General features: G+C 65.7%; 13 protein-coding genes and 3 pseudogenes. 13 read left to right on the forward strand and 3 right to left on the reverse strand.

From position 1 onward, the window contains the following. Positions 1-90 precede the first annotated feature (90 nt). The gene (locus ADT71_RS21535) at positions 91-447 is read right to left on the reverse strand and encodes a hypothetical protein (RefSeq protein ID WP_054440156.1); all 357 of its coding nucleotides are present in this window, start codon (positions 445-447) and stop codon (positions 91-93) included. Between the two features lie 56 nt (positions 448-503). Here ADT71_RS21535 and ADT71_RS32335 point away from each other — a divergent pair, with 56 nt between their 5' ends. From ADT71_RS32335 to ADT71_RS21575, 8 genes and pseudogenes are all read left to right on the forward strand, one after another. Further along, positions 504-902: a hypothetical protein gene (locus ADT71_RS32335; protein ID WP_197283098.1), complete on the forward strand. Its 399-nt coding sequence runs from the start codon at positions 504-506 to the stop codon at positions 900-902. Between the two features lie 92 nt (positions 903-994). Beyond that, on the forward strand, positions 995-1261 hold the full coding sequence (locus tag ADT71_RS32340) for an energy transducer TonB (RefSeq protein WP_054440161.1): 267 nt from the start codon (positions 995-997) through the stop codon (positions 1259-1261). 315 nt (positions 1262-1576) lie between these two features. Next, positions 1577-2388 (forward strand): annotated as a pseudogene (locus ADT71_RS21550) (ferredoxin--NADP reductase). Between the two features lie 124 nt (positions 2389-2512). After that, the gene (locus ADT71_RS21555; RefSeq protein WP_054440163.1) at positions 2513-3124 is read left to right on the forward strand and encodes a TetR/AcrR family transcriptional regulator; all 612 of its coding nucleotides are present in this window, start codon (positions 2513-2515) and stop codon (positions 3122-3124) included. 533 nt (positions 3125-3657) lie between these two features. Further along, positions 3658-4077, forward strand: a complete 420-nt coding sequence (locus ADT71_RS21560; protein ID WP_054440165.1) for a hypothetical protein — start codon at positions 3658-3660, stop codon at positions 4075-4077. Beyond that, positions 4074-5362: pseudogene (locus tag ADT71_RS21565) on the forward strand (efflux RND transporter periplasmic adaptor subunit). The gene ADT71_RS21560 and the pseudogene ADT71_RS21565 overlap by 4 nt, the downstream one beginning before the upstream one ends. A 66-nt stretch (positions 5363-5428) precedes the next feature. Next, positions 5429-8614, forward strand: coding sequence for an efflux RND transporter permease subunit (locus tag ADT71_RS21570; RefSeq protein WP_054440167.1), 3186 nt, complete (start codon positions 5429-5431; stop codon positions 8612-8614). 17 nt (positions 8615-8631) lie between these two features. Beyond that, positions 8632-10040 (forward strand): annotated as a pseudogene (locus tag ADT71_RS21575) (efflux transporter outer membrane subunit). Positions 10041-10118: 78 nt separating this feature from the next. Here the strand turns inward: ADT71_RS21575 and ADT71_RS21580 are convergent. Both ADT71_RS21580 and ADT71_RS21585 read right to left on the reverse strand, forming a co-directional pair. Then, the gene (locus tag ADT71_RS21580; RefSeq protein WP_054440169.1) at positions 10119-12554 is read right to left on the reverse strand and encodes a TonB-dependent receptor; all 2436 of its coding nucleotides are present in this window, start codon (positions 12552-12554) and stop codon (positions 10119-10121) included. 266 nt (positions 12555-12820) lie between these two features. After that, positions 12821-14155, reverse strand: coding sequence for an MFS transporter (locus ADT71_RS21585; protein ID WP_054440171.1), 1335 nt, complete (start codon positions 14153-14155; stop codon positions 12821-12823). Positions 14156-14350: 195 nt separating this feature from the next. Here ADT71_RS21585 and cyoA point away from each other — a divergent pair, with 195 nt between their 5' ends. The 5 genes from cyoA to ADT71_RS21610 are packed head-to-tail and all read left to right on the forward strand — an operon-like array spanning position 14351 to position 19478. Then, on the forward strand, positions 14351-15661 hold the full coding sequence (gene cyoA / locus ADT71_RS21590; RefSeq protein ID WP_054440172.1) for a ubiquinol oxidase subunit II: 1311 nt from the start codon (positions 14351-14353) through the stop codon (positions 15659-15661). Positions 15662-15668: 7 nt separating this feature from the next. Further along, the gene (gene cyoB, locus ADT71_RS21595) at positions 15669-17675 is read left to right on the forward strand and encodes a cytochrome o ubiquinol oxidase subunit I (RefSeq protein WP_054440174.1); all 2007 of its coding nucleotides are present in this window, start codon (positions 15669-15671) and stop codon (positions 17673-17675) included. A 21-nt stretch (positions 17676-17696) separates the two neighbouring features. Beyond that, positions 17697-18320, forward strand: a complete 624-nt coding sequence (gene cyoC, locus ADT71_RS21600) for a cytochrome o ubiquinol oxidase subunit III (RefSeq protein WP_132469107.1) — start codon at positions 17697-17699, stop codon at positions 18318-18320. Next, positions 18320-18697: a cytochrome o ubiquinol oxidase subunit IV gene (cyoD, locus tag ADT71_RS21605; RefSeq protein WP_054440178.1), complete on the forward strand. Its 378-nt coding sequence runs from the start codon at positions 18320-18322 to the stop codon at positions 18695-18697. The genes cyoC and cyoD overlap by 1 nt, the downstream gene beginning before the upstream one ends. Before the next feature lie 10 nt (positions 18698-18707). After that, on the forward strand, positions 18708-19478 hold the full coding sequence (locus tag ADT71_RS21610) for an SURF1 family protein (protein WP_082370487.1): 771 nt from the start codon (positions 18708-18710) through the stop codon (positions 19476-19478). Positions 19479-19534 lie beyond the last annotated feature (56 nt).

Raw genomic sequence — 19534 nt, forward strand, 5'->3', positions numbered from 1 at the left:
AGCTGCCGCCGGGCGGGCTGGTTGCCCGTCCAAGGCAGCTTCGGCCCGAGCTGTTCGCCATTTGGGCGCCTCGATGGTGCGTTTATGAGTTTACGACCTAGCGTGCCTGGTCCAAAGGTAAGTGAGGGCCGGCGGCAGGGTCACGATCGGTGCCAGCCAGGCCACCGGGTCCGCGAAGCCGAGCAGCAGTCCAAGCACGCCGAGAAGCAGCGCGGCGCCGTTCAGAAGCGCTTGCGGCAGCGCGCGGCGGCGCAGCGGGCACACAAGGCGCGCGGCATTGGCGAGCCAGAGCATCGTCAGCAGCGCGAGGCCCGCGACCAGCTCATGTTCGGGTGCGTTGCCGCGATGGCCCGCCAGCCAGAGCAGGTTGGTCGCACCGGCCAGGCAGAACAGCGCGAAGGCCGCATTGACGGAGAGGGCGACCCGTTCGAACCGGCGCGAAATCATCGGGGCTCCTTAGTATGCTATTGCGAGTCGATAGCAGTACTGTTAGGCGGCGCGCAATGATTTCCTCAAGACCTCTTTCCCTGGCGATGACCGGCGCCGTCCACGCGGTGGTCTTCGCGCTCGCCTGGAGTGCTTTCGGGGCGAGCCAGCCCGTGGGTGCCCCGGGGCGCGGCGCGGGGATCGTGTCGTTCCGCGCGGTGGACCTGTCGCACCGGGACGAGGACCGCAAGGAAACCGCGCGCAAGGAAGAGGCGCAGAGCGAGCCGCCGCGTCCGGCGCTGGCGCCTCCTCCGAAAGCCGAACTGGCAGCAGTCGCGCCTGCCCGTCCGCAGGTGGTGACCGTCCAGCCGGTGGCGGCGCCTGCGATCCGGTTGTCGCAGTTGGCCCTGGCAGCTTCGCCGGCGATGCCGCCCGCCGCCCCGGTTTCCGCCTCTTCGGGCGAGGGGCGCCGCTAGCGGCGCGGCGTCCGGGCGAGGGGGCAGGCCGTGCGCAGGCCGCCGCGACGGCATCCGGCGGCAGCCGGGGCGAGGATACTTATGCCCGCCGCGTGTTCACGTGGATCGGCCGCCACAAGGGCTATCCCGGCCGCATCGCGCGCGAAGGCCGCGAAGGGACCGCGCTGGTTCGCCTTCTGATAGACGAGCATGGACGGCTGGAGCGCGCCGAACTCGCCCGGAGCAGCGGCCATGCCGCGCTGGACGCGCTGGCGCTGGAGCAGATTCGCGAGGCGGTGCCTTATCCGCGTCCGCCGCGCGGCCTTTCCTCCTCGCAGCGCGGGTTCCTCGTGCCGATGACCTACCGGCTCGACGGCTGATGGCCGCGCTGGCGCCAAGTCTGGCTTTCGGCCGTGAAAATGCAATTGCGTTGCATAGCGGCGCGGGACGGCTACTAGGCGGAACCTCCGGCCCATGAACCATTTCGGCACCTCCCGGCACCGGGCGCTTGCGCCTGCGAATGCGTCTGCTATGCGCGGACACCGCGTGCAGGTTGCGCGGAGGGAAGCCGGCCTTGCGGTCTACGCAAGCACGCGGGCCGTTGCCGTTTCCGCGAAACGCACCGAAAACTGCCTTGACTCTGCGGGCTCGCGCCTGTCTGGGCTTTGCCACTCTACCACCCGAGGAATGAATTGATGAGCGACGGTCAGGCCGTGATGCCCACTCTTGAACCCACTGCCGCCCTGACGGTTGAGGAAGTTCTTACTGTCCGGCATTGGAACGAGCACCTGTTCAGCTTCACGATGTCGCGTCCGGCATCGTTCCGTTTCCGCTCGGGTGAGTTCGTCATGCTGGGCCTCCAGGGTGAGAAGCGCCCGCTGCTGCGCGCCTATTCAATCGCCAGCCCTTCCTGGGCCGAGGAAATCGAATTCCTCTCTATCAAGGTGCCGGACGCCCGCTGACCTCGCGCCTCCAGCTCGTCCAGCCGGGCGACCAGATCTATCTCGGCCGCAAGCCCACCGGCACGCTCGTCACCGACGCGCTGCTGCCGGGTAAGCGCCTGTTCATGCTTTCGACCGGCACGGGCCTTGCTCCGTTCATGTCGCTGATCCGCGACCCGGACGTCTATGATCTCTATGACGAGATCGTGGTGGTCCACTGCGTCCGCCGCGTCAGCGACCTTGCCTACCGCGAGGAACTGGAAAGCCAGCTGGCCGAGGATCCGCTGGTTGCCGAGCAGGCACTGGTGCAGCTTTCCTACGTGCCCACCGTCACCCGCGAACCGTTCCACACCACCGGCCGCATCGGCGCGCTGGTGGAAAGCGGCCGCCTGTTCGAAGGCCTGAAGGGCGATGCGCGCTTCAATCCCGAGACCGACCGCGTGATGCTCTGCGGCTCGATGGACATGATCAAGGACTTCTCGGCCGACCTCGAATCCTGGGGCTTCACCGAGGGTTCGAACGCCAAGCCGGGCGACTTCGTCATCGAACGCGCGTTCGTCGGTTAAGAAGGCGTCGGTAAACAGGGCGTCGGTTAGAGAACAGGGCGCCTTGCCGTTGCATGTCACGCTCGGTCTGTGAGCGAGCGTGACACTTTACGGACAGCAGCCTGCTACCTATATACCGACCGGTATGAAATGTTCAGCTCCCACATCGACTCGGGGTCGCCCGCGCGAGTTCGACCCTGAAGAAGCCCTGACGGCTGCGCTTCGGGTGTTCTGGCAGCGCGGCTACGAAGGCGCGTCAATGGCGGAACTGACCGAGGCCATGGGCATCACCAAGCCCAGCCTCTATGCCTGTTTCGGCAACAAGGAAGCGCTCTTCAAGAAGGCGCTTGATCTCTACGAGCGCGACAAGCTGGCCTATGTCGGCAAGGCACTGGAAGCGACCACCGCGCGCGGTGTTGCCGAAAGGCTGCTGAACGGCGCGATCACCACGCATTGCGGCGGCAGCGATCCACACGGGTGCCTGGGCGTGATGTCCACCGTCACCTGCACGATGGAGGATCCCTCCATCCGCGACTTCGTGACGGAACGCCGGATCGCCACCGAAGACGCCCTGATCGAACGGTTCGCGCGCGGCAAGGAGGAGGGCGACCTTCCCGAAACCGTCGACCCCCGCTGCCTGGCGCAATGCCTGACGACGGTGCTTCAGGGCATGTCGGTGAAGGCCCAGGGCGGCTCCTGCGCGCAGGAGCTGAAGGGCGTGGTCGATACCTACCTGACGATGTGGCCCGGGCGGTAAACGCCTCGGGGCACGCGTCCCCGCCACCTTCCCGGAAAGCCGGGCTCCGACTCGGTTCTCCCTTCGGATCGGCAAAATGGTCCTTTACGGCGCACGGTGGCTCGCAAAACCTTCGCGCCGCCTAAAAAAGTTCATTCAACTGGCGTTCAGGCCCTTGAAAAGGGCGCTTTCGAACAAATCTTACCAAGCGGTACAGAAAGTCGCTTGACGAGATACCGCACCGCGATATATACCGCTTGTTACAGAACGAGGTAACCCGACTCGCCGCTTGATGGGAGTTCGGGGGGCCAAGTTTCCGCGGCCGGTGAATGCCGGTCGGCCCTCGGTGCTGCCTGTCCCCCCGCAGGTGGCTCCATACAAAAACGAACCCGTGCAGTCGGCATGCAGGACTTCGATGGAAATCGGATGTTCGTGTGGTGTCCGCCTGTGCCCGAAGACTTTCCGACGCCGCTTGCGCCGGAACGCCCCGGCGCGCGTCCTTTCCCCCTCCTGTCCCGAGGGCGCGCGCCGGGCACTTTCAGGGAGCACGAAACATGGCCTTCATCGACTTTACCGATGCGGCGCTCCAGGCGCTGCCCGCAACTTCCGCCTTTTCCGGGCGCCCCATTCCTGCCGAGACTCCTTTCGGCGCCGTTTCCGAACCCCTCTCGCGCTTCGAGCGCAGGATCGTGGAGCTGGCGCGCGAGGATGGCCTCGCCACGCTCCGGCCGCAGCGCAAGCGCGGCTGGTTCGCCCGCCTGATCTTCGGCCCGCAGCCGCCGTCCCCGATGCTCGCCAACGAGCAACTGGAGGCGCTGCGCCGCCTGGCCGTGCAGGCCTGGCACCATGGCTACACGCTGCCCGCTTCCGTGATGAAGGAAGCCCGCGTGGCCGGCCACAGCGAGGCCAAGATCGGCGCCGTCATCGACTTTATCGGGCGCTCCCGCGCCCCGTTCCGGAGGCTTGCCGCGTGAATTTCCCCGTATCTCCAGAAACGCTCGCCGCGACGGCGACGGAGACCGAACTGCCCGATGGCAGCCAGGCTACCCGTCCTCGCCGCGGACGACACGTCGCCATTGCCGCCATCGCGCTGATCGCGGTGGCCGGCATCGGCTGGAAGACCTTCAGCCATACGCAGGCCGACGCGGCGCCGATGCGCCTGCCGTCGTTCAGGCCGCAACCCCGCTGATCCGCGACGTGACCGAATGGGACGACTATGTCGGCCGCTTCGCACCCAGCAAATCGGTGGAAGTGCGTCCGCGCGTCTCGGGCGCGATCACGCAGCTCTTCTTCAAGGACGGCGATTTCGTCCGCGAAGGGCAGCCGCTGTTCACCGTCGACCCGCGCCCCTACCGCGCCGCCCTGGCCGAGGCGCAGGCCGAAGTCGCCTCCGCCCAGAGCGCTCTGGTCCTCGCCAGGTCGGACTATGCCCGCGTTGCCGGGCTCAAGGGTGACGAGGCCATGGCCGCCAGCGAGGTCGACCAGCTCCGCGCCAAGGTCCGCGCCGCCACCGCCGCGCTGGCGGGGGCCGAGGCCCGCGTGCGCCAGCGTTCGCTCGATGTCGAATTCGCCACCGTGCGCGCGCCGATCTCGGGCCGCATTTCCGACCGCCGGGTGGACGTGGGCAACCTCGTCTCGGGCGAGAACGGCACCGGCGCCACCCTGCTGACCACGATCAACGCGGTCAGCCCGATCTACTTCACGTTCGATGCCTCCGAAGCGCTGTTCCTCAAGACCCAGCGCGAGAAGGCCGAGCACAAGAGCGCCGCCGACGTGCAGGTTCGCCTTCAGGACGAGACCCAGTACCGCTGGAACGGCAAGCTGGACTTCACCGACAACGGCCTCGACCCGCGCTCGGGCACGATCCGCGTGCGTGCCGTGCTCGACAATTCCGACGGGTTCCTGACGCCGGGCATGTTCGGCAACATGCGTCTGGCGGAAGGCGGCACGGTCAAGGCCATGCTGGTGCCTGACGACGCCATACAGTCCGACCAGGCGCGCAAGGTCGTGCTGACGGTGGGCAAGGACGGCGTGGTCGCGGCCAAGCCGGTCGAACTCGGCCCGCTGGTGGACGGGCTGCGTGTCATCCGCTCGGGCCTTGCGCCTGCGGACCGCGTGGTCATCTCCAACTACCAGGCCGCCATTGCCGGCGCCAAGGTCAATACCCGCCGCGGCCAGATCGCGGTGGACCCCAAGGCGGCCAATGTCGCCTCCGGCCCCAATGCGCCGATTGCCGCGCAGGCCACGCTCGCCAACTGACATTCACCCATCGGGGGAGCGGTCCTCGACCTGAGTGACCGCTCCCCGTGACAGGGGCATATTCCCATGCGATTTTCCCGGTTCTTCATCGACCGGCCGATCTTCGCAGGCGTCATCGCGGTGATCCTCACCGTGGTGGGTGCGCTTGCGTTCTTCGGCCTGCCGGTCAGCCAGTATCCCGACATCGTCCCGCCGACGGTGACGGTGACCGCCCAATATCCCGGCGCTTCCGCCGAAACCGTCGCCGACACCGTGGCTGCTCCGATCGAGCAGGAAATCAACGGCGTCGACGACATGCTCTACATGTCATCGCAGTCCACCGGTGACGGCAAGGTGACGATCACCGTCACCTTCAAGATCGGCACCGACCTCGATGCCGCGCAGGTTCTGGTGCAGAACCGCGTCGCCATTGCCGAACCGCGTCTTCCCGACGCCGTGCGCGCAATGGGCGTGGTGACGCGCAAGACCTCGCCGGAATTCCTGATGATGGTGAACCTGCAGTCCCCCGACGGCACGTTCAACCGCGACTACCTGTCGAACTATGCCCTCACGCAGGTCAAGGACCGGCTCTCGCGCCTTGACGGCGTGGGCGACGTGCAGCTGTTCGGCTCGCGCGACTACGGCATGCGCATCTGGATCGACCCCACCAAGGCCGCCGCCATGAACCTGACCGCGGGCGAGATCGTCGATGCGCTCAAGGCCCAGAACGTGCAGGTCTCCTCGGGCGCGATCGGCGCGCCGCCTTATGACCGGGGCAATGCCTATCAGGTCGGCGTCGAGATGCAGGGCCGCCTGACCACGCCCGAGCAGTTCGGCGACATCGTCGTGCGCACCGATGCCGAAGGCCGCCAGGTCCGCGTGCGCGACGTGGCGCGTGTCGAACTGGGCGCGCAGGACTACACCACCAACACCTATCTGTCGGGCAAGCCCACGGTCGTGATCGCCGTGCTCCAGCGCCCGGGCTCGAACGCGCTCGATGCCGCCAAGGCCGTGCGTGCCGAGATGGACGACGTTGCCAAGGCCTTCCCCAAGGGCCTCGAATATTCCGTCATCTACAACCCCACCGAGTTCATCGGCCAGTCGATCGACGCGGTGTACCACACCCTGTTCGAGGCGGTGATCCTCGTCGTCCTCGTCATCCTGGTGTTCCTCCAGAACTGGCGCGCGGCGGTGATTCCGATCATCGCGATCCCGGTCTCGCTGGTCGGTACCGCGATCATGCTGGCGGCCGTCGGCTATTCGCTCAACAACCTCTCGCTGTTCGGGCTGGTGCTCGCGATCGGCATCGTCGTCGATGACGCGATCGTCGTGGTCGAGAACGTGGAACGCTACATCGAGGAGGGCATGTCTCCGCTGGAGGCCGCCCGCCGCTCGATGGACGAAGTGACCGGCGCGCTGATCGCCATCGTCCTGGTGCTCTGCGCGGTCTTCGTGCCGACGCTGTTCATCACCGGCATGTCGGGCCAGTTCTACAAGCAGTTCGCCGTCACCATCACCACCGCCACGGTGATCTCGTTGGTGCTCTCGCTCACGCTGTCTCCGGCGCTCGCCGCGATCCTGCTGCGCGAACGCCATGCCCTGCCGGAGGGCGCCCCGCGCTGGAAGCGGACGCTGCAAGGCGCCGCCGACAGGTTCAACCGCGGCTTCGACCGGATGAGCGACGGCTATGCCCGCCTCACTCTCACGCTGGTCAAGCGCCCGGTGAAGATGATGGCCGGTTATGCCGCGCTCATCGCCGCCACCGTTGGCATGTTCTGGGCGACGCCTGCGGGCTTCATCCCGAACCAGGACCAGGGCTATTTCCTTGCCGCGATCTTCCTGCCGCCGGGCTCCTCGCTCACGCGTACGGACGAAGTGACGCAGGAAGTCGCCAAGCGCATCCTGCCGATCAAGGGCCTGCGCGGCGCGGTGATGTTCGCCGGCTTCCACGGTCCCTCGCAGACGGCCGCGCCTGACGCCGCCGCCATCTACTTCCCGTTCAAGAGCTTCGCGGAGCGCAAACAGCTGGGCGTGACCTATGAAGGGATCATGGCCCAGGCCCAGGCCGCGATGCAGGGTTACGACAAGGCGCAGGTCCTGCTGATCCCGCCGCCGACCATCAACGGCATCGTCCCCCCGGGCGGCTACCGCATGGTCGTGGAGGACAAGGAAGGGCGCGGTCTGGCCGAGCTGCAGAAGGCTGCCGGCGCGCTGATCGCCAAGGCCAACCAGGCCCCCGAACTGAGCCAGGTCTACACCCTCTTCACCATGAACACCCCGCGCGTCTATGCCGACGTCGACCGCCGCAAGGCGGACATGCTGGGCGTTTCTCCGGCCAAGATCTTCGAGGCCATGCAGGTCTACCTCGGTTCGGCCTATATCAACGACTTCAACCTGCTGGGACGCACCTATCGCGTCACCGCGCAGGCTGACGCGGCCTATCGCGGTTCCACCGCGGATATCGCCAACCTCCAGACCCGCTCGGAATCGGGCGCGATGGTTCCGGTCGGCTCGGTTGCGACGTTCAAGGACCAGACCGGCCCCTACCGCGTGGTGCGCTACAACCTGCACCCGGCGGTGGAAATCGACGGCAGCTACGGCAAGGGCTATTCCTCGGGCCAGTCGCTGGCGACGATGGAGCAGATCGCGGGCGAAACCCTGCCCACCGGCTATGACACCGAGTGGACCGGCATCGCCTATCAGCAGGCCACTGCGGGCAATACCGCCGGAATCGTCTTCGGCATGGCGGTGCTGTTCGTCTTCCTGGTGCTCGCCGCCCAGTACGAAAGCCTGACCCTGCCGCTGGCGATCATCCTGATCGTGCCGATGTGCCTCTTCGCCGCGATGACCGGCGTGAACCTCAGGGGGATGGACAACAATATCCTCACCCAGATCGGTCTGGTCGTGTTGATTGCCCTTGCCGCCAAGAACGCGATCCTCGTGGTCGAATTCGCCAAGCAGGCGGAAGAGGAACGGGGCTATTCGCCGGTGGAGGCAGCCGTCTATGCGGCCCGCACCCGCCTGCGCCCGATCCTCATGACCTCGCTGGCCTTCATCCTCGGCACGGTGCCGCTGGTGATCGCCGATGGGGCAGGCGCCGAGCTTCGGCAGGCGCTGGGCACGGCGGTGTTCTTCGGGATGACCGGCGTAACCGGCTTCGGCCTGCTGTTCACGCCCACCTTCTACGTCGTCTGCCGCAAGCTCGCAGCGGCGCTTCGCCGGAACCCGGCAGCGCCGCATCACCAGAGCCACGCGGTGGTTCCGGCGGAATGAAAGGACGGATGATGTCCATGAATATCAAGAACCTGGTTGCGGGACTTCTCGCCGCGACCGCCCTCTCGGCCTGCGCCGTCGGACCCGACTATGTCGCGCCGACGCCGCCGGTCGCGGCAGCGGCGCCCTTCGTGGGCGTCCAGACTGCCGAAGTCACCACCGCCGCGCCCGACGACAGCTGGTGGCGGCTCTACAACGACCCGGTGCTTGACGGTCTGGTTGCCGATGCGCTCGCCGCCAACACGACGTGCGCGTGGCCGTGGCCCGGATCGAGAAGGCGCGGGCCAGCCTGCGCGGATCGCGTTCCGACCGCCTGCCGCAGACGAACATCGATGCCAGCGGCACTTATGGCCGGGTTTCGGAAAGCCAGGTCCTGCCGGGCTACGACCGTGAAGGCCGCCGCGTCGATGGCGAGTTCTCGGTGGGCTACGAACTGGACCTGTTCGGCCGCGTTTCACGCGGGATCGAGGCTTCTCGCGCCGATCTCGCCGCCGCGCAGGAGGATGCCGACGCGGTGCGGGTGACGGTCGTGGCCGACACCGTGCGGGCCTATGTCGATGCCACCAGCGCCGCCGACCAGCTCGGCGTCGCCCAGCGCACGGTCGACCTGCTCGACCGTTCGGCGCGGATCACCAATGCCCGTTTCGAGCGGGGGCTCAACCAGAAGCTCGACGTGATCCGCGTAACCCAGCTGCGCGAGCAGCAGGCGGCCATGATCCCGAACCTTCAGGCAGCCCGCGACGCGGCGCTGTTCCGTCTCGCGACGCTGACCGGGCGGACGCCGCAGGACCTGCCGGAAGCGGCGCGGACCCGCACGACGACTCCTGACGTCAGCCGTGCGATTCCGGTTGGCGACGGGGCGACCCTGCTGGCGCGCCGTCCCGACGTGAAGGCGGCGGAACGCCGTCTTGCCGCCGATACCGCGCGCGTTGGCGTGGCGACGGCGGATCTCTATCCGAAGATCACGCTGGGCGGTTCGATCGGCACTACTGCGGTCGGCGCGACCGACGTGTTCGGCGGCGGCCCGCTGCGCTGGCTGCTCGGGCCGATGATTTCCTGGGCATTCCCCAACCAGGAAGCGATCCGGGCACGGATCGGCGGGGCGAAGGCCGATGCCAAGGCCGATCTCGCCACGTTCGACGGCACCGTGCTGCGGGCGCTGGAAGAGACCGAGACCGCGCTTTCGGCCTATCGCAATGCCTTGTTGCGCAAGGAGCGCCTCGCTTCCGCCCGCGATGCGGCGGAGCGCGCGGCCAATGTCAGCCTGGCGCGTGAGAGCAGGGGGCAGATCGATTCGCTCGACGTGCTCGATGCCCAGCGTACCCTTGCACAGTCCGAAGCGGACTTTGCGGCGGCGACCCGTGCGGTGGCTTTCGCGCAGGTCGATCTGTTCCGGGCGCTTGGCGGTAGCTGGCAGCAGACCTGACGCGCCGGCAAGGCAAACGGAAAAGGGGGCGGCAAGGTGTGACCTTGCCGCCCCCTTTTTTTCATCCGGCCTATGCGATCAGCGCGAGCCGAAAGCGTAGCGCACGTTGATGCCGAACTCGCGCGGGGCGGTGGTGGTCACGCCGGTGTACGTGCTCGTGCCCGTGGCGGCGGTCGGTCCGGTGAAGATCGGGCGGCCGGTGGTGGGATCGAACTGTCCGGCGAAGCCAAGCTGCTGGTACGAGGTGAACAGCGGGTTGGTACGGGTCAGGGTCTTCGTCGTGTCGAAGACGTTCTTGGCATAGAGGCCCACTTCCCAGGCGCCGTCATCCGCGCGCAGGCCAGCGAAGAGGTTGACCAGGGCATAGGCCCCGACGTTGTCCCAGGCATTGCCCGGATCGCCCTTCGACTTGCCGGTATAGGTCGCGATGCCGCGCAGGTAGGCGTCGGTCCCGCTGAAGGCGGGGAACGCGTATTCGCTCTGCGCGGTGGCCGAGAAGGGCGCCATGAACGAGGAACGCTGCGAGACCTGGCAGGCGGCGATGTTGTTCGAACCGACGGCGCCGATCAGGTCGTCGAGCGAGGGCGCGCTGGTCGTTGCGTCCGGCACGCCGTCGCCGTTGAGATCGTTGCAGGGGACGGTGCCGCCCTTGATCTTGCCCATCGAGTAGCTGGCCGACGCGCCGAGGGTCCAGCCCTGCATGACGTCGAACGAGACATCGCCTTCGATGCCGTTGACTTCCACCGGCACGGCGCCGGCGAAGTTGAAGTTGCTGACCTGCTGGGCGGTGCCGGTGACATTGCCGGCCGAATCGCGCAGGGCAACGGTATTGACGAAGAACACGCCCGATCCCGGCACGCGGTAGGGGTAGTTCTTGAACTTCTGGTGATAGGCAGTGAGGTTGAAGCGCATGCGGCCGTCGAGCAGCGTGGACTTCATGCCGATTTCATACGACTTCGAGGTTTCCGCCGGCAGGTGGAGGAACGACTTTTCGAGGTCGGACTGCGCGATGTTGAAATCGCCGACGACATTGATGCCGGGGCGCCACGAACTGCCGGTCCCCACGTAGACCATCAGGTCCGGCGTGAAGTTGTGCTTGAGCGAGCCGTTGTAGATCCACTTCTTGGCCGACTGCACGTTGTTCGAGATCGTCATGCCGTTGACGATGAGCTGGCTTTCGTCCTTGTAGTCGATCCGGCGCAGGCCGCCCGAGACTTCGGTGGCATCGCCGATGTGCACGGTCAGGTTGCCGAAGAACGACTGTTCGTGCGTCTTGCCCTGGCTGGTGATCGGGGTCTGGACCAGCTGTGCGATACCGCCTCCGAACACTTCCGGCAGGGCCACGATGGTCGGGTTGGTGAGATCGGTGTGCGGCTTGTTGCGGCTGTCGAAGAAGCCCACCACGTAATCGACCATGTCGAACAGGCGTTCTTCGTTCTGCAGGCGGATTTCATGCGACTTCGAGGTGGAGCGGGTGTCGGTGAACTGGTTCACGTCACCTTCGAAGAGGTTGCCGCGGTCGAAGTTCTCGGTCGAGTGGATCTTCTGGGTGTAGTACTGGCCCTGGTAGATCAGGCGCTGGCCGAAGCCGCTGGCTTCCGCGCGCCAGTTGTAGACGTCGAACACCTGGCTGACGAGGCGCGGGCTCTCGTAGTTGGAGAGGCGATCCTTCGAGGAGATGTAGACCGGGCTCTCGATCGCATCGGGATTGACCTCGGAGAACGAGGCGATCTGGTCGTAGCTGCGCTGGTTGCGATCAAGGCGCTGGTACATGCCTTCGAAGCGCAGCCAGTCGGTCGGCGTAACGAGGGCGGAGATACGGCCGCTCTTGGTGCGGGCGAAGGGATCGCGGTTGCTGTAGATCGAGTGGACGCGGTCCACCTCGTTCTCGTCCCAGACGCCGGCGGCGCGGATCGCGGCGATGCCTTCGATCACCGGGATGTTGAGCGCGCCCTTGAAGTTCATGGTGCCGATGTCGTTGGCGGTCATGTCCACCACGCCGCCCCACGAATAGAGGTCCGGCTTCTTGGTGGTGACGGTGATCGACCCGGACGGCGATGCACGGCCGCGCAGGGTGCCCTGGGGCCCGCGCTGCACTTCGATCTGGCCGATGTCGTACATCTGCTGGAGCACGACGCCGGCGGTGATCGGCGCGTCGTTCATGTAGAATTCGACGGTCGGGTTGTTGCCGCTGGCGTTCACGTCGAAGTTGACGCCGCGCATCTTGGCGTTGCCGCCGATGCCGTTGGCGTTGGTATCGAGCTGGAGACCGGGGGTGAGCGTGGAAACCTCGCGGAAGTCGCGCAGGTTCAGCTTGGAGATGTCGTCCGCGGTGACGGTGTCGATGACGGCGGGAACGTCCTGCACGTCTTCGTCGCGGCGGCGGGCCTGGACGATGATGACGTTCGCTTCGTTGACGTGCGTGGAATCATCCGGCTGCTCCTGCGCGAACGCGGGACTGCCAAGACTGGCCAAGCCTGCCGAGCACAGCAGAAGCTGCTTGAAAGAACGCATTTACTCTCCCTCCGGATATTTTGCTTTTCGATTGGGAGTTTGGGTGCGTTCTGACCCCCGATTCTGTCAAATGAAATGGCTTCATTTCTGCCAAACTACGGCATGGCGTTATTTGAACACTCGCTCAAACATCGGGTAAGTTGTTGAAATACGCCTTCTATTTCGAGTTTTGCGAAAATGGATCGCACGGACGATTGATCCGTGGCGCAAAGAAAAAGGGGCGCCGAAGCACCCCCTTTCCCGAATTCCGAAGCGACGGCTTGCCGTTAGTTGCGGCTGGCCAGCTCCTTGTTGAGCCAGAGCGCCGCCAGCGTGGCGATCGCGCCCGAGAGCAGGTAGCCGCCCGAGGCGATCAGGCCCCAGTTGCTGGACAGCAGCAGTGCCGCCAGCGGGGCGAAGCCGGCACCGAACAGCCAGGCAAGATCGCTCGTGAGCGCCGAGCCGGTATAGCGGTGTTCGCTCGAGAAGCCCGAGGCGACGACGCCCGAGGACTGGCCGAACGCGAGGCCGAGCAGCACGAAGCCGATGATCATGAAGGCGATCTCGCCGGCCGGGCCGGCATCGAGCAGCTGCGGCGCGAAGCCCGAGAAGATCGCGATGCCCACGGCGCAGGTGCCGAGCAGGTTACGACGGCCGAAGCGGTCGGCGATGCGGCCCGAGGCGATCACGGCGACGACGCCGAAGGCAGCGGCCAGCGCCTCGATCAGCAGGAAGCCGATCGGCGAATCGGCGGTGAACAGGAACACCCACGAGAGCGGGAACACGGTCACCATGTGGAACATCGCGAAGCTGGCGAGCGGTGCGAAGGCACCGATCACGATCGTGCGCCATTCGCGGCTGATCGTGCTGGACACGGCGGCGGGCTGCAGGTCGCGGCTGACGAAGAGGTTTTCGAACTCGTCCGTGACGACGATGCGAAGGCGCGCGAAGAGCGCCACGACGTTGATCGCGAAGGCCACGAAGAAGGGATAGCGCCAGCCCCAGTCGAGGAAGTCCTCGGCGGGGAGGGTGGCGATCATGAAGGCGAACAGGGCGCTGGCCACGATCAGGCCGAACGGCGCGCCGAGCTGCGGGATCATCGCATACCAGCCGCGCTTGCCTTCAGGCGCGTTGAGCGCGAGCAGCGAGGCAAGGCCGTCCCAGGTGCCGCCGAGGGCGAAGCCCTGGCCGAGCCGGAACAGGCAGAGCAGGGTGATCGCGGTGCTGCCTGCCGTCTGGTAGGAAGGCAGGAACGCGATCGCCGCGGTCGACCCGCCGAGCATGAACAACGCGATCGTCAGCTTGGTGCCGCGGCCGTAGGCGCGGTCGATCGCCATGAACACGAGGCTGCCGAAGGGGCGGGCGACGAACGCCAGCGCGAAGATCGCGAAGGAGTAGATCGTGCCGGTCAGCGCATCGACGAAGGGGAAGAACAGCTTCGGGAAGACCAGCACCGAAGCGATGGCATAGACGAAGAAGTCGAAGAACTCCGAGGTTCGCCCGATGATGACACCGATCGCGATCTCGCCGGGCGAGGGCTGATGGTGCTCCTTGAAAGTCGGCAGGCCCAAGGCTTCGCGGGACTGGCCCAAGGCTTCGCCGGATTGGGGAGTGCTGGTCATTTCGATTCTGCGGCCTTCGTTTCGGGTCCGCGAGCGGCCGGTCCTGATACAGCCTTCCGCGCGTGGACGAATCAAGGCGGGCGCGCGAAACGCCCGGCTACATAATGGGGGGCGTATCGTCATTGTCCGGCTTCAAGGGGATTGGACAAAATGTCCTATGTTCGCACTCGCGGCATCGGCCTAGGGGCTCCACCCATGCGCCCACCCGAGTCCAGACCGAAGCCGCGGCAGCTGACCGCGCTCGCCAAAGTCCTTGCCGCCTTGTCCCTGACTGGCGCGCTTTCCGCTTGTAACACCGTCGTGCTCGATCCGGCCGGCGATGTCGCACGTCAGCAGGGGGACCTTGTGGTCATCTCCACGCTGCTGATGCTGCTGATCATCGTCCCCGTCATGATCGCGACGGTCCTGTTCGCGTGGCGTTATCGCGCGTCGAACAAGGAGGCCGACTATCAACCGGACTGGGATCACTCGACCCAGCTCGAACTGCTGATCTGGACCGCGCCGCTCCTTATCATCATCTGCCTGGGTGCCCTGACCTGGGTTACCACGCACCTTCTCGATCCCTACCGCACCATCGGCCGCATCGACGCCACCACCCCGGTCGCCGCCAATGCCAAGCCGCTGGAAGTCGAAGTCGTCGCGCTCGACTGGAAGTGGCTGTTCATCTACCCCGAGCAGGGCGTGGCCACGGTCAACGAGCTGGTCGTCCCGACCGGCCGTCCGCTGCAGTTCAAGATCACCTCGTCGAGCGTGATGAACTCCTTCTACGTGCCCGCCATGGCCGGCCAGATCTACGCGATGCCGGGCATGGAAACGCGCCTGCACGCCGTGATCAACAAGCCGATCGAGACGGTCGGCTTCTCCGCCAACTATTCGGGCGCGGGCTTCTCCAACATGCGTTTCGCCACGCACGCGGTTTCCGATGCGGACTTCGCGAAGTGGGCGCAGGGCGTGAAGGCCGGCGGCGAATCGGCCAACGGCGGTACTGCCGGCGGCACGCTTGACCGCACTGCCTACCTCCAGCTCGAAAAGCCGAGCGAGAAGGTTCCGGTCATCCGCTACGCCTCGGTCTCGCCCGACCTCTATGACGCCATCGTCGACATGTGCGTCGAGCCGGGCAAGATGTGCATGAGCGAAATGATGGCGCTCGATGCGCGCGGCGGTCTCGGCAAGGCCGGCATCCGCAACGTCGAGATGCTGACTTACGACAAGCGCGGCCGCGAAGCCGCTGCTTCCGCCAACGCCAATCCTTCGGCCGCCATCCAGCGCGAGCTGGCCTGGGTCCGCGCGCTTTGCCGCCAGATGCCCGGCGCCGCGCCCGACCATACGGTCAAGGCGCCCGACAGCCTGCGTTCGCTGACCGGCGCCGGCATGAAGGCTCCGCAATCGCTGCCGCTGTTCGGCAAGAGCGAGCAGGCTCTTGCCGAGCCCAAGGCCGCGGAGCCCAAGAAGACCGAGCCCGTTGCCATGGGCGACGCGCACTCCTCCCAGATTTCCCGGAACTGACAGAACAATGGAAGCTGTAGACCATTCGCACTGGAGCCCACTATTGGGCCGCCTGTGGTGGGACGCCATGCCACAGGAACCGATCGTGCTCGCCACGTTCGTCGTCGTCGCCCTCGGCGGCGCGGCGCTGGTGGCGGGGCTGACCTATTTCAAGCTCTGGGGCTATCTCTGGAAGGAGTGGTTCACCAGCGTTGACCACAAGAAGATCGGCATCATGTACATGGTGCTGGGCCTCATCATGTTCCTGCGCGGCTTCGCCGACGCAGTGATGATGCGCATCCAGCAGTCGATCGCCTTCAACGGCAACGAGGGCTACCTCAACGCCCACCACTACGACCAGATCTTCACCGCCCACGGCGTGATCATGATCTTCTTCGTGGCGATGCCCTTCGTCACCGGCCTGATGAACTACATCGTGCCGCTGCAGATCGGCGCACGCGACGTCAGCTTCCCGTTCCTGAACAACTTCAGCTTCTGGATGACGACCGCGGGCGCGGTGCTGGTCATGGCCTCGCTGTTTATCGGCGAGTTCGCGCAGACCGGCTGGCTGGCCTATCCGCCGCTGTCGAACCTGGCGTACAGCCCGTGGGTCGGCGTCGACTACTACATCTGGGCCTTGCAGATCGCGGGTGTCGGGACATTGCTATCGGGCGTCAACCTGATCGCGACCATCGTGAAGATGCGCGCGCCGGGCATGACCATGATGCGCATGCCGATCTTCACCTGGACCTCGCTCTGCACCAACATCCTGATCGTCGCCGCCTTCCCGGTGCTGACGGCCGTGATGACGATGCTGACGGTTGACCGCTATCTCGGCTTCAACTTCTTCACCAACGACTTCGGCGGCTCGCCGATGATGTACGTGAACCTGATCTGGATCTGGGGCCACCCCGAAGTCTACATCCTCATCCTGCCGCTGTTCGGCGTCTTCTCCGAAGTCACCGCCACGTTCTGCGGCAAGCGCCTGTTCGGCTATTCGTCGATGGTCTACGCGACGCTGGTCATCACCATCCTCTCGTACCTCGTCTGGCTGCACCACTTCTTCACCATGGGTTCGGGCGCGAGCGTCAACTCGTTCTTCGGCATCACCACCATGGTGATCTCGATCCCGACCGGCGCGAAGCTCTTCAACTGGCTGTTCACGATGTATCGTGGCCGCATCCGGTTCGAACTGCCGATGATGTGGACGGTCGCCTTCATGCTGACCTTCACCATCGGCGGCATGACCGGCGTGCTGCTTGCGGTGCCGCCTGCCGACTTCGTCCTGCACAACTCGCTGTTCCTGATCGCCCACTTCCACAACGTCATCATCGGCGGCGTGCTGTTCGGCATCTTCGCGGCGATCAACTTCTGGTGGCCCAAGGCCTTCGGCTTCAAGCTCAACCAGTTCTGGGGCAAGGTCAGCTTCTGGCTGTGGGTTCCGGGCTTCTGGTTCGCCTTCATGCCGCTCTACATCCTGGGCCTGATGGGCGTGACCCGCCGCATGCGCGTGTTCGACGATCCGTCGCTCCAGCCCTTCTTCATCGTGGCCGCCTTCGGCGCCGTGATGATCGCGGGCGGCATCGGCGCCATGCTTCTCCAGTTCGCGGTGTCGATCTGGAAGCGCGAGGAACTGACCGACGAAACCGGCGATCCGTGGAACGGCCGTACCCTGGAATGGTCGACCTCGTCGCCGCCGCCGGAGTACAACTTCGCCTTCACGCCGATCGTCCACGACATCGACGCATGGGACGACATGAAGCGCTGCGGCGTGGAACGTCCGACCACCGGCTTCCGTCCGATCCACATGCCCAAGGGCACGGGTACCGGCCTGGTTCTCGCCGGCCTGTCGACGGTCCTCGGTTTCGCGATGATCTGGTACATCTGGTGGCTGGCAGCCGTCTCCTTCGCGGGAATCCTCGGCTACGCCATCTTCCATACCTTCAACTACAAGCGCGACTATCACATCCCGGTCGAGACGGTCGAAGCGACCGAGGCCGAGCGTACGCGCCAGCTTGCAGCAGCGGGAGCCTGATCGATGACTGCCACTGCTGAAATGACCAAGACGCTGACCCAGCCCCAGCTCCAGGCCGCGTTCTACGACCTGGACGAGCACGACCATCCCGAAGGCGGCAGCACCATGCTGGGCTTCTGGATGTACCTGATGAGCGACTGCCTCATCTTCGCGATGCTGTTCGCCGCTTACGGCGTTCTCGGCGGCAGCTTCGCGGCGGGTCCGGGTCCGAAGGATCTCTTCGAGCTGCCGCTGGTGGCGGTGAACACGGCGATGCTGCTGTTCTCGTCGATCACTTACGGCTTCGCCATGCTCGCCATGGAGAAGGACAAGAAGGGCGCGACGCAGCTCTGGCTGCTCGTGACCGCGGTGTTCGGCGCCGCGTTCCTCTCGATCGAGCTCTACGAATTCGCGAACCTCATCCATGAGGGTGCGACCCCGATGCGCTCGGGCTTCCTCACCGCGTTCTTCTCGCTGGTGGGCACGCACGGCCTGCACGTCACGTTCGGCCTGATCTGGCTGTTCACGCTGGTCGTCCAGATCGGCAAGAAGGGCCTGATCCCGGCCAACAAGCGTCGCCTGATGTGCCTTTCGCTGTTCTGGCACTTCCTCGACGTGATCTGGATTGGCGTCTTCACCTTTGTCTATCTCATGGGAATGCTGTGATGAGCGAGCACGTCCACCCCAATCACCACCTCGAGGACGATCACGGCAGCCACGGTTCGCTGCGCGACTATGTGATCGGCTTCATCCTCTCGGTCGTCCTCACCGCCATTCCGTTCTGGCTGGTGATGACCGGCGCGATCACCGACAAGTCGACGACGGCGCTCGTCATCATGGCCTTCGCGGCGGTGCAGATCGTGGTCCACATGATCTACTTTCTGCACATGAACACCAAGTCGGAGAACGGCTGGACGGTGATGGCGCTGATCTTCACGATCGTCATCCTCGTGATCACGCTTTCCGGTTCGCTGTGGGTGATGTACCACCTCAACCACAACATGATGCCGATGACGAGCCACGAGGCGGGCCAGCTGCCCTGATCGTGGTTCGATGAACGAGACGAAACTGACCGAACACATGCGGACAGAAACGGATCAAACGGAAGCGCGGCGGCCCTGGGGGCTCGCCGCGTTTCTGCTGGTGGCGCTCTGCGGCTTCGTGGCGCTGGGCGTGTGGCAGGTGCAGCGGATGCACTGGAAGCACGCGCTGATCGCCCGGGTCGACGCGCGCGTCCATGCCGCGCCGGTGCCGCTTCCGGCTGAGGCGAGGCTGGCGGCAATTGCGCCGAAGGACCTCGAATACCTGCGCGTCCACGTCTCCGGCACTTACGAGGGCAAGGCCACCGTGCTGGTCCGCGCGGCCACCGGCCTCGGCACCGGCTACTGGACGATGACGCCGCTGCAACTGGGCGACGGGCGGCAGGTGTGGATCAACCGCGGCTTCCTGCCCGCCGGAACCAGGGTGCAGGCAGCTGCGGCGACCACGCCGTCCGGCCCGGTCGAGGTTACCGGCCTGCTGCGCCCGACCGAGGCGGGGGGCAGCCTGCTCCAGTCCAATCAGCCCGGCGCCGACCGCTGGTATTCGCGCGATGTCCGCGCCATGGCGCAGGCGCGCGGCGTGGGGGCGGTCGTTCCGGTCTTCGTCGATGCGCAAATGGAGAAGGGCGCTCCGGTGCCCGGGGCGGCCGCGCCGGTGCCGGGCCTTACCCAGATCCAGTTCCCCGATAATCACCTCACCTATGCGCTCACCTGGTTCGCGCTGGCGGCGATGTCGATCATGGCGCTGCTCTTTGTCTGGCGCCGGAGACGATGGAACGGCTGATCGCCCTGTTCGCGCCGCACGGCGTGCCCGGCGGATCGGCGAGCCGGGCCAATGTC

The organism is Novosphingobium sp. ST904 (assembly GCF_001298105.1).
Lineage (GTDB): Bacteria > Pseudomonadota > Alphaproteobacteria > Sphingomonadales > Sphingomonadaceae > Novosphingobium.